The organism is Thermanaerovibrio acidaminovorans DSM 6589, from assembly GCF_000024905.1.
GTDB classification, from domain to species: domain Bacteria; phylum Synergistota; class Synergistia; order Synergistales; family Synergistaceae; genus Thermanaerovibrio; species Thermanaerovibrio acidaminovorans.
Genome location: NC_013522.1, coordinates 1,021,404 through 1,036,929 on the forward strand (window position 1 = coordinate 1,021,404; position 15,526 = coordinate 1,036,929).

Genomic DNA, 15,526 nt, shown 5'->3' on the forward strand with positions numbered 1-15,526 from the left:
CTCCCTTCCTTTTAACCCCCATCGCTACAACCCAACCTGGAGGCAGGTACCCAGCAGCGGACAATCCCCACATCTGGGCCTTTGGGCCTTGCAGATCCTCCGGCCATGGAAGATCAGGTTCACATGAGCCCCGAGATATCGTTCCGGATCTATCAGGCTCTCTAGCCTTAGCTGGATCTCCCAGGGCTTCATTCCCCCTGGAGCCAGCCCCATCCGCACGCTCAAGCGGCCCACGTGGGTGTCCACCGGGAAGGCGGGGATCCCCAGGTCGAACACAAGGACACACGCCACCGTCTTGGGGCCTACCCCCGGCAGGGTGGACAGGAAGGCCTCCACCTCATCCCGCCGCCAGGACCTCATGGCCCCCAGGGACAGGGTACCTAAGGTCTCCTTGACCTTATATAGGACCTCCTTTATCCGCCGGGCCTTGCTGGCCCCAAGGCCAGCCACCCTTATGGCCCCCTCCAGGTCCTCCACTGGGGCCTCCATCACGGACTCCCAGGAGGGGAAGAGGGCCCTCAGGTTCCCATAGGCCCGGTCCCGGTTAACGTCGTTGGTGTTCTGGGACAGGATGGTCAGGATCAGCCCATCCAAGGGTTCCCCGCTGGGCTCCAGGCTCAGTCGGGCCTCGTTGCCGTAGACGGACTCCAAAAGGTCGAAGATCCTTCGGGCCAGATCTGACAGCTCCTGCCCCACCCCATCACCGATCATCGTCCGGATCATCCGGCTCCTGCGGATCCCCCTGGTCAGATGGGGCCTCCTCCTGGGGCTCCTTGATCCCTCGGTCATTGTCATCCACCTTGTGAGCCTTGAACCTCTCCAGCCACTGCTTGAGCTTCTCCTTGGCCAACCGGTGCACGGTCCCCTCCGGATAGTTACCCTCCTCATCGGGCACCCCGGCGGGCATGCCGGTCAGTATCTCCAGCCCCTGGTCCACGTGATCCACAGCCCATATGTGGAACTTCCCATCCCTGACCGCCTCCAGAACCTCGTGGTGAAGCATCAGGTTCTTCACGTTCTGGACGGGGATAATGACTCCCTGGGTCCCCGTGAGCCCCATGGCCTTGCAGTACCTGAAGAAACCCTCCACCTTCTCGTTGACCCCCCCTATGGGCTGGATGTTGCCGAACTGGTCCACCGATCCGGTGACCGCCACGTCCTGGCGGAGCGGGACCCCGGCTATGGCGGAGATCAGACAGTAGAGCTCCGTGGAGGAGGCGCTGTCCCCCTCTATGCCCGAGTAGGTCTGCTCGAAGGCTATCCTGGCGGACATGGATATGGGCATGTCCTGGGCATATTTGCGCCCCAGGTAACTCTGGAGGGTGAGCAGCCCCTTGTTGTGGATGGGCCCCGTCATCCGGACCTCCCGCTCTATGTTGACCACGCCCTCCTGCCCCATGAAGACGTTGGCGGTTATCCGGACCGGATGCCCGAAGGCGTGATCCACCATGTCAACCACGGTGAGACCGTTTATCTGCCCCACCGCGTAACCCTGGGTGTCTATCCTTACGAAACCCTCCTCGAAGGCCCGGCGTATCCGCTCCTCGATCAGGTTCGACCGGAAGTTCTTCTCCTCTATGGCCCGTCGGACGTGGGGTCGAGAGACCAGCTTGGCCCCATCCATCTTGGCCCAAGCGGTGGCCTCCACCAGCACCTCTGCTATCTTGTTGAACTGGGTGGACATCCTGTCCTGGCTGTCCGCCAGGCGGCATGACCACTCCACCACCTCCGCCACCGCCTCCGCGTCGAAGGGGAGCCCACCCTCCTTCTTCACGAAGTTGGCCACGAAACAGGCGAGCAGCCTCTCGGTCTCCAGGGTCCTGGGCATGTCCGAGTCGAAGTGGGCTTTTATCTTGAAGATCTTCTGGAACTCCGGGTCGTATATGTTAAGCAGATAGTAGATCCAGTAGGTGCCCACCACCACCACCTTGAGGTCCACCGGTATGGGGGAGGGCCTCAAGGACGATACGGGGACGAACCCCAACTGCTCCCCCAGGTTCTCGATGGTTAGCTCCTGGGTCCTCAGGACTCGCTTCAGTGCATCCCAGGACATGAAGTGCCTAAAGAGCTCCTCCGCCTCCAGGACCAGGAAGCCCCCGTTGGCCCGGTGTATGGCCCCCGCAACTATCTTCTTGAAGTCCGTATACAGGTACCCCTGGCGGCTCTCATACTCCACCTTGCCCACCAGGTTGTAGTAGGTTGGGTTCGTTTCCCTGATGACCGGAGCACCTTGAGCCGGATCGTTGGACACGAAGACGTTCACCGAGTACCGGGAGAAGTCCACCTCCGCGTTCTCATCCCTGCCGGCAGCGATGAAGGCGCTGAAGTTGCCCACCACGTCCTCTGCCAGGTCGTCGAGCCACTGGGAACAGGATCCGTAAGCCCCGTAGGACTCCTTTAGCTCGTCGAAGTGGGGCTTTATGGCGTTCCTGCATATCTCCGACTCCAGGGACCTTATCCTGTCCTTAAGGGCCTTCTCCTTCTCCCTTATCTGCCTCAGGATCTCCAGGGTCCTCTGGGATATCTCCTCCGATACCCGCTGAAGACGCTGCTGCTCCTCCTCCCCCAGGGCCTCGAACTCATCCTGCTGCATCTCCCGCTGCACCGACTCCCCGGACTCGTTGACCTCCCTCACCATGGGGAGGTTCACGAACCCCTGAGGTGTCCTCTTTATGGTGAAGCCCCGCTCGGAAGCCCAATCCTTCAGCCCCTCCATCAGGTCGTTAACCTGCTCCTGGAACTCCCTGACCAACTGGGCCTTGCTGTCCTCGTACTGGCTGTTGTCGAAGGCCTTGCTCAAGGTCACCTTGAGATCCTCCAACAGCTCCTCCATGTCCCTGGCCAGATCCCGCCCCATACCGGCGGGCAGGCTTATGGCCATGGGCTCCTGGGGGTTCTTGAAGTTGTAAACATAGATCCAATCGTCTGGCGCGGGCATCTCCTTGGCCCGGTTGTTCAGCTCCTCCAAGACGTAGGTGGTCCGGCCGCTCCCCGGGTTCCCCACCACGAAGAGGTTGTAGCCCTTGCTGTTCACCGAAAGGCCAAAGGATATGGATCTAACCGCCCGCTCCTGACCTATCAATCCCTTTAGACACCCCATCTCATCGGTGTCCCGGAAGCCCAAAGCCGCCGGATCCGTGGACCTGCGAAGCCTATCTATCGGAACAAGATGCCTTGAAGCATCCACGCCGCTCAAATCGATCCCTCCAATCTGACAGGATGTGATCCATTCCTTCCAGTAAACCGGCCCCAATCCAAGAGCTCCACCCCATTATATAAAAACATAAAAAAAGGGGGGGAGGCTCGCCTCCCCCCTTCGCAAGATCAATTATGCCCTAGAGCTTCTCCACGTTGGCCGCCTGGGGACCCTTGGAACCCTCAACGACCTCGAAGGATACCCTCTGCCCCTCCTCAAGGGTCTTGAAGCCCTCCTGCTGGATGGCGCTGAAGTGCACGAACACATCCTTGCCATCCTCGGCGGTGATGAAGCCGTAACCCTTGGTTGCGTTGAACCACTTGACTACTCCGTTGGTCTTCAAAAGCATTGCCCCCCGATACATGAAGTCGTCGATGGCGCCTATCGACATTACCTACATTACTCACATGTATGGACAGTGTCAAGCTATAGCGACAGTTTAATATCAGCCGCAATCGATTTCCTGCCCGAACATTCGCACTTGCCCAGGGGAATCCTTCCGTGATACATTCCCAAGTCCTTGGAGGTGGTCCAATTGGCCCTTGGCGCTGAGGTGGTAAGGCTTCTGGAGACGACTATGGCGGACCTGGTGGGATCCGTGGTGGATGGGGTGGACGGATGCTCCCAGGGGGTGACGCTGGAGATCCGCTGCCGGGGAAGGCGCATGGGGCTCCTCCTCTCCTGGTGGCCCCAGATGCCCTGTGTGGGGACCCTGACCAGGGACCAACAGCGGGACCTGGTGACCCTGTACCCCAAAAAGCCCCCCATGGTGGACCTTCTAAGGGGGCACCTGTCTGGAGCTAGACTCTCGGAGGTTCGGCAGATCAACCGGGACCGGGTGTTGCTCCTGGGCTTCTCCCGGGCCATAAGCTCGTCGGTGAGGGAGGAGCTCCAGCTGATGGTGGAGATGATCCCCCACCAACCCAACCTATGTCTTGTCTCCAACGGCTCGGTGGTGGACTGCCTGAGACGGCTCTACCCGGACTCCGCGGATAGGATCCTCCTCCCCCACGTCTCATACTCCCCACCCCCAGCTCCGACGGGCTCAGCCTCTTCGGGGCTCAGCAGGGGCCTTTCCAATCTGATCCAAAATGCGACGGATCCCAAGCTATCCCCCCAGGAGATGGAGGACCTACTCTACCGGCGGACCCCTAACCCGTCCGATTGGATGATACGCTTCACCGGGACCGATGCGGTGGCGGTCCCCGCCTCATTACCGCTGGAGGGGGCAGAGCCCGCCAGGGACCTGCTGGGCATGCTTGGGAGGTGGACGGTCCAGCAGCTGGTGGGGTCCCTTCTAGCCGCCAAGCGCAAGAGGCTCATCCAGATAGTGGACCGGAAATTGGAGGCGCTGCGATCCCAGCTTCCCGACGAGTCCCTGCTGGAGGAGGCCTCCAGGCTAAAGGCCATGGGGGAGGTTCTCATGAGCCTGCCACCTGGGGAGCCAGTGGAAGATCCCTTGGAGGTGGAGCAGTGGCCCGGCGTGGAGGGCCCATTGAAGATACAGATCCCCCCGGGGGGGAATCCCATAGATGAGGCCCAGAGGCTCTTCAAGGACTACCGGCGGCTGGTGAGGAGGTACCAGGGATCCAAAGATAGGGAACCTTTGATTAAGGGGCAGATGGGCACCATCCTGGAGCAGCGGGCCATGCTCCATTGCCCCCTGGGAGCCCGAGAGCTGGCCGCCATTGAAGCGGAGGTGGACCTGAAGGGCCTTCGCCAGAGGACGACCCAGAACCCCCATTCAAAGGGAGGCAAGGGGCGGAAGGTGGAACACCAAGGGCTCCGACGAATGGAATGCCCCCAGGGGATGATACTGGTTGGGCTGAGCGCCCAGGGCAACCGGGAGGTGACCTTCCGGCTCGCCAAACCGAGCGACATCTGGTTCCACGTGAAGGACATCCCGGGATCCCACGTGATCTTTCGCCCCCGGGACCCCAAGGCCCCGATGGGTGACGACCTGACCGCCCTATTGGCCTCCATCGCCGCCTGGTTCAGCCCCGCCCGGGGGGAGGGGAAGGTCTGGGTGGACTACACAGAGAGGAGGAACCTTCGCCCCCTCCCGGAGATGGGCATCGCGGGAGTCAGGTACCGGGTATTCAGGAGCATCCTGGTGGAGCCTATGAGCCCCGAAGAACTAGGCCTATGAAGCGGACCAGGTCCGGGGGCAGGGGACAGATGAAGCTCATGGGGGCCCCGGTCCTGGGGTGATCGAACTCCAGCCGCCAGGAGTGAAGGAACACCCTGCCGAGGGGGAAGCCCTCCGGGCAGGGCCCTCCGTAGATCCGATCCCCCACCAGGGGGTGACCCAGGGATCTCATGTGAACCCTTATCTGGTGGGTCCGGCCGGTCTTTATCTGGCAGGCCACCAGGCTGTAGCCCCCCCGGCTCCAGATGACCCTGTAACGGGTCAAGGCCTCTCTGCCCCACGGGACGCAGGCCATCCTCTTCCGGTTATCCGGGTCCCTTCCTATGGGCAGGGATACGCTCCCCTCCCCTCTCAGGGTACCCGCCGCCATGGCCAGGTAGACCTTCCCCACCCGCCTGTCCTTGAAGGCCCTAACGAGCCCCTCCATGGCAAGCCCGTTCCGGGCCACCACCATCAGCCCCGACGTGGTGGCGTCCAGCCGGTGGACTATGCCGGGCCTCTTGACCCCGTTCAGCTCCATCAGGTCCGGGTACCTGTAAAGGAGCCCGTGCACCAGCGTCCCCCTCCAGTGTCCCGGGGCGGGATGGACCACCAGCCCCGCCGGCTTGTCCACCACCACCAGGTCCTGGTCCTGATAGACCACCCGGAAGGGGACGTCCTGGGGCTCAAGCTCCAGCTCCTCCGACGGGGGCAGTTGAGCCGTCACCGTCCCCCCAACCCGAACCTTCAGCGATGGCTTGACCCTGGGGGACCAGGAGACCTGGACCATCCCCTCCTTTATGAGCTTCGACGCGTAGGACCTGCTCACGCCTATCTCCCTGGACAGGACAAAGTCCAGCCGGTGCCCCTCCCCGTCCTCCCCCACCGGGAAGGAGAGGGGGCCCTCGAAACCACCCTCGGGGCCCCCTTCGACTTGGCGGATGGTGTCTTCCAAGCTATCCAAGCCGATCCAACACCTCTTTACACCTTCCGCAGACCTCAAGCCGCTCCACTTCCTCCTTCCACTTCCAGCACCGGGGACACTTCTGATGGGGGCTGTGGGATACCTTGACCGCCACCCCGGTCTCCTGGTCCTGGAACGCATCTTCTGAAAGGGGAGCCAGGATAAGGTCCGAGACCATGAACAGGTCCTCCATGAGCTCCCTGGGGAAGAGGTCCTTCAGATCCCCATATGTCTTAAGGTCCAGCTCCACCTGGGCCTCGAGGGAGTTGCCGATCATGTCCGCCAGACGGGCCTGCTCCAGCGCCCGGAGAACCGCCCCCCTGACGGAGAAGAGCCGGTCCCATGCCTTGCCGTCCACGCCCTCAAGGCCGGTCCGGTCCGCCACTGGCCAGTCGGAAAGGAAGACGCTCTCCTCCAGGGACCGATCGAGCCCCCGGGCGAACTGCCATATCTCCTCGCAGGTGAAGCTGAGGATCGGGGAGAGGATCTTGCAGAGGGAGATCAGGATCTCCCACATGGCGCTCTGGGCGCTCCGTCTGGAGATGCCGTCCTGATGATCCGCGTACAGCCTATCCTTGCAAACGTCCAGATACAGGGAGCTCATGTCGTTGTCGCAGAACTGGTGCACCGCGAAGTAGGGCACGTGGAACTCGTACTCCTCGTACCCCCTGGTGACCTTCTCTATCAGGTCCTGTAGCCGGGACACCGCCCACTTGTCGAAGGGGAGCATCTCCGTCCGGGGGATTCGGTGCTTGGCGGGGTCAAAGTCCGAGAGGTTACCCAGAATGAACCGAGCGGTGTTCCTTATCCTCCGGTAGGACTCCACCAGGTTCTTGAGGATCCTGTCGGATATGCGGACGTCCCCCCGGTAGTCGGTGGAGGCCACCCAGAGGCGAAGGATGTCCGCCCCGTACTTGTCTATCACCTCCTGGGGGCTGACCACGTTGCCCAGGGACTTGGACATCTTCCTCCCCTTGCCGTCCACGATGAACCCGTGGGTTAGGACCTGCTGGAAGGGGGCCTTGCCCCGGGTGGCGATGCCGGTCAGCAGGGAGGTCTGGAACCAGCCCCTGTGCTGATCGCTACCCTCCAGGTACATGTCCGCGGGCCACCCAAGCTCCTTTCGGGTCTCCAGCACCGCCAGATGACTGACCCCCGAATCGAACCACACGTCCATTATGTCGCTCTCCTTGGAGAGGTTGCTTGACCCGCAGTGGGGGCAGGAGCAGAGGTCCCCAAGGAGCTCCATGGGCGACCGGGCCCACCAGGCGTCGCTACCCTCGGAGCGTATCACCTGGGCCACCCGCCTCACCATGGCGGGCTCCGCCACCAGCTTTCCGCAGTCCTGACAGTAGAAGGCGGGGATCGGCACCCCCCAGACCCTTTGGCGACTTATGCACCAGTCGGACCTGTCCCGCACCATGTTGCCTATCCGATCCTTGCCCCAGGAGGGAACCCACTGGACCGTGTCTATGGCGTCCATGGCCTGATCCCGGAAGGCCTGGACCGACACGAACCACTGCTCCGTGGCCCGGAATATGACCGGTTGCTTGCACCGCCAGCAGTGGGGATAGGAGTGCTTTATCTCCCCGGAGGACAGTAGCCGGCGGGACTCGGTCAGGATCTCCAGGATCACCTTGGCCCCATCGGATATGGGGAGCCCCCCCACCAGGGGAACGTCCTTGAGGAAGACCCCCCGGTTGTCCACCGGGTTAAGGATCTCAAGGCCATAGCGGACGCCGGTCTCGAAGTCCTCCACCCCATGTCCCGGGGCGGTGTGGACGCAACCGGTACCGGAGTCCAGCACCACGTAGTCCGCCAGCACCAGCGGGATCTTCCGATCCTGGTAGAAGGGATGCACCGCCATGGCCCCCTCCAGTTGCTCTCCGGTGAAGACCGCCTCCATCTCACCCAGGCCGAGATGCACGTCACCCTCGAACTCCTCCCGCCGCTCCAGGGCAACGATGAAACGCCTGCCGTCCCGGGCCCGGAAGACCCCGTATTTATACTGGGGATGTAGGGCCACCGCCATGCTGGCCGGGAGCGTCCAGGGGGTGGTGGTCCATATGACCACGTAAAGGTCCTGGAGCCCCCCCTCCAGGGACACCCCAGAGGGCAGGGACTCCATGGGGTACGCCACGTAGATGGAGGGGGAAGACTCGTCCTCGTACTCTATCTCCGCCGCCGCCAGGGCGGTCTGGCAGTCGGTGCACCAGAAGACCGGCTTCTTACCCTTGTAGACCAGGCCCCTCTCCAGCATGTCCGCGAAGGCCTCCACCTGGGCAGCCTCGTACTCGGGCTTGAGGGTCAGATACGGATCGTCCCAGTCGCCAAGCACCCCCAGGCGCTTGAACTCCTCCCGCTGGACGTCCACGAAGCCCAGGGCGTACTTGGCACAACGGGACCTCAGCTCCAGGGGGGAAACCTGCTCCCTGTCCACCTTGTCCTCCTTGAGAACCTTGAGTTCAATCGGGAGCCCATGGGTATCCCAGCCGGGAACGTAGGGGGCCCTGAATCCCCTCATGGACTTGAACTTAGGAATGAAGTCCTTGAGGATCTTGTTGAAAGCGGTCCCTATATGGATGTGACCGTTGGCGTAGGGTGGGCCATCGTGAAGGATGAAGGTGGGGGACCCATCCCGGATCTCCTGCATCTTCTGGTATATGCCCCTCTCCTGCCAAAAGCTCAGAAACTCCTTCTCCCGCTGGGCCAGGTTGGCCTTCATGGGGAAGTCGGTCTTGGGAAGCCGCAACGTGTCCTTGTAGTCCCTGGTCACCCGAAATACCTCCTTCTTCCTATGAGAAGCGCCCCTTGCTAAGCGCAAGGGGCGCTCGGGCAGATTATACACCATCGGGACAAACTTTAAAGTTAGTTGCCCGTCTCCCTACTCTCCCGCCGTAGGCCTTGCCTTTTTGGCCTTGGCGGTCTGCCATAGATGGACCGTTATAAGCACCGCTAGGCCGAAAAGGTCCGACTTGGTGCCGGGGATCAGGAGCCCAAAGGCTCCGGCCATGGCCAGGGCCCGGAATGGAACGGACATCTCGGCCTTGTAGAACCCTATGGTAGACATCCCCAGGAGGAATATCCCCATGACCGCAGTGGCCACCGCCTGGGCGAAAGGCAGGGGATGGTAGTCTATGAGCAGCAGGATCGGGTTGTAGACGTAGATGTAGGGCACCAGGAATCCCGCCAGGGCCAGCTTGAAGGCGGTGAACCCGGTCTTCATGGGATCCGATCCGGCTATGCCGGCTCCCGCGTAGGCCGCAAGGGCCACAGGGGGGCTCAGGTCCGCCGCGATGCCGAAGTAGAAGACGAACATGTAGGCCGCAAGGGCGGGAACCCCCAGCTGGAGCAGCGACGGGGCCACCATCATGCTGGTGATTATGAAGTTGGCGGTAGTGGGCAATCCGGTCCCCAGAAGGATGCTGGAGCACATGGCAAGGATCAGGGTGCTGAGCAGCTTGCCCCCCGAGAGGGCTATTATGGTGCCCGCAACCCGCAGCGCCAGCCCGGTAAGGGTGGCCATGCCGACCACGATGCCCACCGTGGCACACGCACAGGCCACCCCTATGGCCCCCCTGGCCCCGGCCTCAAAGGCCTCCATGAGCCTCTTGGGGGTGAGCATGGTCTGCTTGTTAAGGAAGGACAGGACGTAGCTGACCACAATCCCGTTGAACGCCGCTTTCAGGGGCGTGTAGCCCGCCAGGAGGAAGTAGATGATCACCACCAGGGGGATCAGCAGGAACCCCTGGGACCTCAGAAGGGGCCATATGGGGGGAAGCTGATCCCTGGGAATGCCCTTCAGACCAAGCCGAGTGGCCTCCAGGTGCACCTGCACCAGGACCCCCCCGTAGTAAAGGAGGGCGGGCACTATGGCGGCTATGGCCACCTCGATGTAAGGGATCCCCAGCATCTGGGCCATTATGAAGGCCGCGGCCCCCATGACGGGAGGCATGATCTGCCCACCGGTGGATGCCACCGCCTCCACCGCCCCGGCGAAGTGAGGCCTGTAGCCCACGCTCTTCATGAGGGGAATGGTGAACATGCCGGTGGTGCACACGTTGGCCACCGAGGATCCAGATATGGTGCCCATGAGGCCGGAGCTCAGGACCGCCACCTTGGCGGGGCCTCCGGTAGACCAGCCCGCCAGGGCCATGGAGAGGTCGATTATGAACCTACCCATCCCGGTCTTCTCCAATACCGAGCCGAAGAGGATGAACATGAACACGAAGGTGGACGAGACCCCCAGGGGAACCCCGAAGATGCCCTCGGTGCCCAGGTACATGTGGTTCACTATCCTTGGGATGGAGAAGCCCCGATGGGCCAGTATGGAGGGCATGCTCCTGCCGAAGTAACAGTAGAGCAGGGAGAGGACCGCCAGGGTTGGGAGCACCGGGTTGGATATCCTTCTGGTGGCCTCCAGCAGGAGCGCCATGGTCATGAAGCCCATGGTCAGGTCCATGGTGGTGGGTAACCCCGACCTAGCCCCCAGCGCTTCAAAGTTCAACACGATGTACATGCAGCCGTAAGCGGCCCCTATGGCAAAGAGCACGTCGTACCAGGGGATCCTATCCTTTGACGACTTGCTTGAAACCGGGTAGAGCAGGAAGACCAGAACCAGGGTGAAGCTAAGGTGCACCGCCCCCTGCTTGGCCGCATCCAGGAGGCCAAACCCGGCGGTGTAGAAATGGAACACCGACATGGCCACCGCTATGGCGGAAACCAACATAGCCTGCCAACCCTTAAGACTCCGGTAGCGGGCCTCGGTGTCGTATTTCTTGACTATCTCGTCGATGTCTATGACGCCGCCCTCCGCCGTAGCGGCATCGGTCACAAGATCCTTGTCGCTCACCATCATACCCCCCTATTACCATGTGATTTGAGAAGACACCCCTTGACGACGCCCCAAATACCACCCCCCACTTGAAGGAACGCCTAAAACCCCTGTCTGGGAACCACGCTAAAGCTTAACGTTCTTTTGGGAAAAATCTTGAAAAGACACACTCGTTTATTATATATCCATGCTTCGTTCTTACCAAGATCCCGATCCCCAACCCTATACACCAGTGGATCCGGAAGACGCCGCCTGCCCCCGATGAAGGCCGTGCCGGTATCGGTCACCCTCATTACTCCCCCCTTGGGGACCTCGGTTGGTATGCCCGCGTTGTAGGTCCTAACGAAGCTCCACCAGACCCACAGGGCCCCATCGCAGACCACCAGCCGGTCCTCCAAGATGGACCTCTCCAGAGAGTGCTCGGACCTAAGCAACAGCCCATGTCCCAGGAACAGCGGAGCACGAATCAGGATCGTCCCCGTCCTGTCCGCTACCACCAACCGATATCCCACGGGCAGGATCGGAACCAGAAACGACGCCACCAACAAAAGCCCCCACAACCGCCTCCCCAACGCATCACCCCGACAGAAAGATCAAAAAATAAAAATTAATCAATCATTAGAGGGCAAACTAAAAGCCCCGACATGGGGTACCACGTCAGGGCTTGCTATCATGGCGGGCCCAGCCAGAGTCGAACTGGCGACCTACGGCTTAGGAGGCCGTCGCTCTATCCTGCTGAGCTATGGGCCCGCGCACCACGGCGAAAATGATACCACGACCTCCGCCCATGTCAAGGAGAGGGTCAATTTACGGAATTTTTGGCTTCCACTTCAACGCAACCCAGGGCAGATCCCAGTGCCTTGCTCATTTTAGCCTTGAAATCCTCCGGATACCCCAGACAGATCCGTCGGGCCTCCTCCACGTCCATCTCCATCTGCCTCACCAGCTGCGCCACGGATGGGAACTTGTGCTCCTCCCGGATCATCTTCAAGGGAAAGACCGCCATCTCCCTGCCGTAAATATCCCCCTGGAAGCCCATCAGGTGGGCTTCCACCCGGATGCCCCTCACCCCCTCGAAGGTGGGATTGAAGCCCACGTTCAGCGCCGATGGGTGCCAACCACCGTCAACCCAGGCCAGGGCGCCGTAAACACCCCTGGCGGGGAGCAGCTTGCCATGGGGTATCGATAGGTTTGCAGTGGGGAAACCGATGGCCCTCCCCCGCTGATCCCCACGGCAGACGCGCCCCAAGATCATGAATGGATACCCCAACATTGCAGACACGTCCTGCGCCCGGCCAGACACCAGGGTCTCCCTTATCCTGGTGCTGCTCACCGGCTCCCCCCCTAGCTCCAGGCACCTGACGGACTTAAAGAACCAGCCTCTCCGATGACAGAAATCCCTGAGCAGGTCCACATCCCCGCTGCGCCCCTTGCCGAACCGGAAGTTACCCCCCACCACCACCCCGGTGGGGGAGAGCCTAGCCTCCATCATTTGGAGGAACTCCAGGGGGGACATGTCCGCCAACGCCCGATCGAAGGGGAGTTCCTTGAGGACCGGAACCCCCAGGAAGTCCACCAAGACTCCCCTCTCCCTGGGGGTGAACAGGAGCTCCATGGGCCTGCCGGATATGACCCCCCGGGGATGAGGAGTGAAGGAAAGCACCCCCCAATCGACGGACCTCTCCCGAGCGGCCCTCATGGCCTCCCGAAGCAGCGCCTGATGCCCCAGGTGAAAACCGTCAAAGTAACCTATGACCCATATCATGGGACGCCTCCCCCGCATCTCCCGCGGACCACAACCCAATGGGGATCAATCGGGCAGGTTGACCCTACACTCCAGGCGCCCGTCCCCCACCAGCTGGTAGATACCCATGCCACGGGAGTATCTGACCAGCACCAACCCGCCGGAAACGTAAGGGGCCCGAACCGAGAAGGCCTCCAGGTCCCGGATCCGGATCGCCCCTCCGTTGCTGCAGAGGGCGTCCAGCTCCGCAGGGACCCGGCCACCGGGCAGGAACTCCCCGAGCCTCTCCAGGGGGATCAGCCTGCTCAACAGGTCCCGGGTGCCGAGCTCCCCCATCTGGCCGGACGGGAGCGCGTCCTCAACCCTGAAGGGGCCCACCGAGGTCCGCCGGAGCCGCTCTATCGTGCCCCAGGTTCCAAGCCTCTCCCCCAGGTCCCTGGCTATGGACCTGACGTAGGTGCCCTTACCGCAGGAAACCCGAATGGAGACCACATCAGGGCCCAACATCTCCCCCACTTCAATGCGCCGGACGAAGACCTCCCGGGGGACTATGTTGGGCTCCTCTCCCGAGCGGGCCAGCTCGTGGGCCCTCCTGCCCCCCACGTGGACCGCCGAGACGGCGGGGGGGCGCTGAAGGCGGCAACCCAGGAAGGAGGCCAAGACCCTGCTTAAATCCCCTGCATCCCAGCGGGGGACCGGGCATCGGTCCAATATCCGTCCCGTTATGTCCTCCGTGTCGGTCCGGATGCCCAGCCGGACCAGGGCCCGGTACTCCTTTGAGAACGACATCACCAGGTTGGACAGCCTGGTGGCCCTGCCGACCAGGGCCACCAACAGGCCGCTGGCGCCGGAGTCCAACGTCCCCGCGTGCCCAACCTTGAAATCCCTGCCGAGGGACCTCCTCACCGCCTCCACGCAGGCGGTGCTCCTCAGCCCCTCCTCCTTATCTATCAGAAGGAAGCCGGACCGCATCTCTGGCCAACTCCGCAAGCAACATCCTAGCCCCCTCCTCGGGGGATTCCTTGAGTCTGAACCCCGCGGCCCTCTCGTGCCCTCCCCCACCGAACCGGGCGGCTATGGCCCGGGCGCTGACCCCTCCCCGGGTCCTGAGGCTGACCCGGGACAGGTCCCCGCCGGACCGGGTCACCAGGGCGGCCATCAGCCCCTCGGGGGTGGAGAAGATCAGGTTCACCAGCCCCTCGGTGGCGGACGGATCGCACCCGCACTCGACGAAGTCATCCTGGTCCAGCCAGGAGACCAGCACCGCCCCACCGGCGGCGCTCCTGACCCGGCAGAGCGCCTTCCCCCAAAGGTGCAGAATCCGCTCGTCCATGGACCGGTTTATGGCATCGTCGACAAAGGAGTGGTCCACCCCCTTGGACAGGAGGAAGGCGGCGGTCTCCAGGGTCCTGGGGGTTACGGAGCTGAAACGGAAGAATCCCGTGTCGGTCACCATGGCCACGTATAGATCCGTGGCCACCGGGCTAGAAACCCGGACCCCCTCCCGCTTGAACAGGTTGGCCAGCATCTCCCCCGTGGCGGCGAAGGAGGGATCCACCCAGTTGACGTCCCCAAATAGGCCGTTGTCCCCATGGTGGTCCACGTTTACCACCCGGTCCTCAGGCCCCCTGGGCAGGTGATCCATGGCCCGGGTGATATCGCTGGAGTCCACGAAGAACCACCCAACCGGACCATCCCCCAGGGAGGACCTGACCTCCCCAGGCTGAGCGGTGGAGTATATCCCGCTCTCGCTAAGGAAAGAGTAGAGCCTCGGCAACGGATCCCTGCCGATCCAGCAGACCCGCTTACCCATCGATCCAAGCACCGCGGAGATCGCGCTGCCACAGCCCAAGGTGTCCCCGTCGGGCTTCTCGTGGGACACCACTATCCAATCATCCAGCCCCCTGACGGCTTCCAGCAAGGAGAAGGGGATCAAGACGGATCCCCCTCCTCTTCCTGCCAGTCCTCGTCAAGCTCCTCAATGTCGTCTTGGTTCCCCATGGCAGGGGTGGGGGCTATGCTGTCCAGGATGGCATCCACCCGGCCCGCCCTATCCTCCGTATCGTCGTAGATGAAGCGGAACTCCGGGATCTTGCGGAGCCGCATCTCCCGGCCCAACATCCCCCTGATCAGCCCAGACGCCCCCTCGAGGCCCAAGCGTACCTCCTCAACCTTGGACCTGTCCAGGACGGTGAAGTAAACCTTGGCCACGCTGAGGTCCTTGGAGCAGGACACCCCGGTGAGGATGGCCATCTTGGCCCTGTCGTCCTTCACCCGTCCCTGAAGGAGCAGGGATATCTCCCTAAGGAACTCCTTGTTCAGCCGCTCTATCCTAAATGTCGTCATCGCACAAGACCTCTTCCCAAAAGTCCAGAACCTCCAGACCATGGTCCTCCGCCATACGGCTGACCAGGCTCCTCAACGACCCAAGACGCCCCTCCACGTCGGATGAGGAGGAACCCGCCAGGGCGAAGCACAATGTCACCCTGGTGACGGCCCCATCGGGGCTCAGGTCCCCCACCGAGACGTTGAACTTCCCCCTGGCCTGGTCCAGGGTGGACCTTATCCAGCTCCTCCGGTCCTTCAGGGTCTGGAACGAGGAGCTCAGCAGGTCCACCTTGAGGTAGCCTATCCAACCCCTGGCTGTCACCGGCCAGATC

13 protein-coding genes and 1 tRNA gene are annotated in these 15,526 nt (G+C 62.3%); 1 reads left to right on the forward strand and 13 read right to left on the reverse strand.

The features are described from left to right. Positions 1–24: 24 nt before the first annotated feature. The 3 genes from TACI_RS05035 to TACI_RS05045 form a co-directional block, all read right to left on the reverse strand. Positions 25–723 (reverse strand): endonuclease III domain-containing protein, encoded by a 699-nt coding sequence (locus TACI_RS05035; protein WP_012869727.1) that lies wholly within the window; start codon positions 721–723, stop codon positions 25–27. Then, positions 701–3,196 carry a Lon protease family protein gene (locus tag TACI_RS05040; protein ID WP_012869728.1) on the reverse strand — a complete coding sequence of 832 codons (2,496 nt, stop codon included), beginning with the start codon at positions 3,194–3,196 and terminating at the stop codon, positions 701–703. Before TACI_RS05040 ends, TACI_RS05035 begins: the two co-directional genes overlap by 23 nt. A 139-nt stretch (positions 3,197–3,335) precedes the next feature. Then, on the reverse strand, positions 3,336–3,539 hold the full coding sequence (locus tag TACI_RS05045; protein WP_278007104.1) for a cold-shock protein: 204 nt from the start codon (positions 3,537–3,539) through the stop codon (positions 3,336–3,338). A 192-nt stretch (positions 3,540–3,731) separates the two neighbouring features. Between TACI_RS05045 and TACI_RS05050 the strand changes: the two genes are divergently transcribed. Further along, positions 3,732–5,345: an NFACT family protein gene (locus tag TACI_RS05050; RefSeq protein WP_012869730.1), complete on the forward strand. Its 1,614-nt coding sequence runs from the start codon at positions 3,732–3,734 to the stop codon at positions 5,343–5,345. On the opposite strand, the gene TACI_RS05055 is transcribed toward TACI_RS05050, so the two are convergent. The 10 genes from TACI_RS05055 to TACI_RS05100 all read right to left on the reverse strand — a co-directional run bounded on the left by TACI_RS05055 (position 5,317) and on the right by TACI_RS05100 (position 15,516). Then, positions 5,317–6,279 carry an RluA family pseudouridine synthase gene (locus tag TACI_RS05055; protein WP_012869731.1) on the reverse strand — a complete coding sequence of 321 codons (963 nt, stop codon included), beginning with the start codon at positions 6,277–6,279 and terminating at the stop codon, positions 5,317–5,319. The genes TACI_RS05050 and TACI_RS05055 overlap by 29 nt on opposite strands. A 1-nt stretch (position 6,280) precedes the next feature. Further along, entirely contained in the window at positions 6,281–9,064 is a 2,784-nt protein-coding gene (ileS, locus tag TACI_RS05060) for an isoleucine--tRNA ligase (protein ID WP_012869732.1), read from the reverse strand. Between the two features lie 108 nt (positions 9,065–9,172). After that, complete coding sequence (locus tag TACI_RS05065; protein ID WP_012869733.1) at positions 9,173–11,143, reverse strand: TRAP transporter permease; 1,971 nt, start codon at positions 11,141–11,143, stop codon at positions 9,173–9,175. A gap of 80 nt (positions 11,144–11,223) precedes the next feature. Beyond that, entirely contained in the window at positions 11,224–11,664 is a 441-nt protein-coding gene (locus TACI_RS05070) for a hypothetical protein (protein WP_242601064.1), read from the reverse strand. Between the two features lie 131 nt (positions 11,665–11,795). After that, positions 11,796–11,872 (reverse strand) — tRNA-Arg (locus tag TACI_RS05075). 52 nt (positions 11,873–11,924) lie between these two features. Then, positions 11,925–12,887, reverse strand: a complete 963-nt coding sequence (gene ribF, locus TACI_RS05080; protein WP_164925165.1) for a riboflavin biosynthesis protein RibF — start codon at positions 12,885–12,887, stop codon at positions 11,925–11,927. Between the two features lie 45 nt (positions 12,888–12,932). After that, positions 12,933–13,838: a tRNA pseudouridine(55) synthase TruB gene (gene truB, locus TACI_RS05085; RefSeq protein ID WP_012869736.1), complete on the reverse strand. Its 906-nt coding sequence runs from the start codon at positions 13,836–13,838 to the stop codon at positions 12,933–12,935. After that, a complete protein-coding gene (locus TACI_RS05090) occupies positions 13,810–14,802 on the reverse strand; it encodes a DHH family phosphoesterase (RefSeq protein WP_012869737.1) in 993 nt (330 codons plus the stop codon). The genes truB and TACI_RS05090 overlap by 29 nt, the downstream gene beginning before the upstream one ends. Then, positions 14,799–15,212: a 30S ribosome-binding factor RbfA gene (gene rbfA / locus TACI_RS05095; RefSeq protein WP_012869738.1), complete on the reverse strand. Its 414-nt coding sequence runs from the start codon at positions 15,210–15,212 to the stop codon at positions 14,799–14,801. Before rbfA ends, TACI_RS05090 begins: the two co-directional genes overlap by 4 nt. Then, on the reverse strand, positions 15,199–15,516 hold the full coding sequence (locus TACI_RS05100) for a DUF503 domain-containing protein (protein WP_012869739.1): 318 nt from the start codon (positions 15,514–15,516) through the stop codon (positions 15,199–15,201). Before TACI_RS05100 ends, rbfA begins: the two co-directional genes overlap by 14 nt. Positions 15,517–15,526 lie beyond the last annotated feature (10 nt).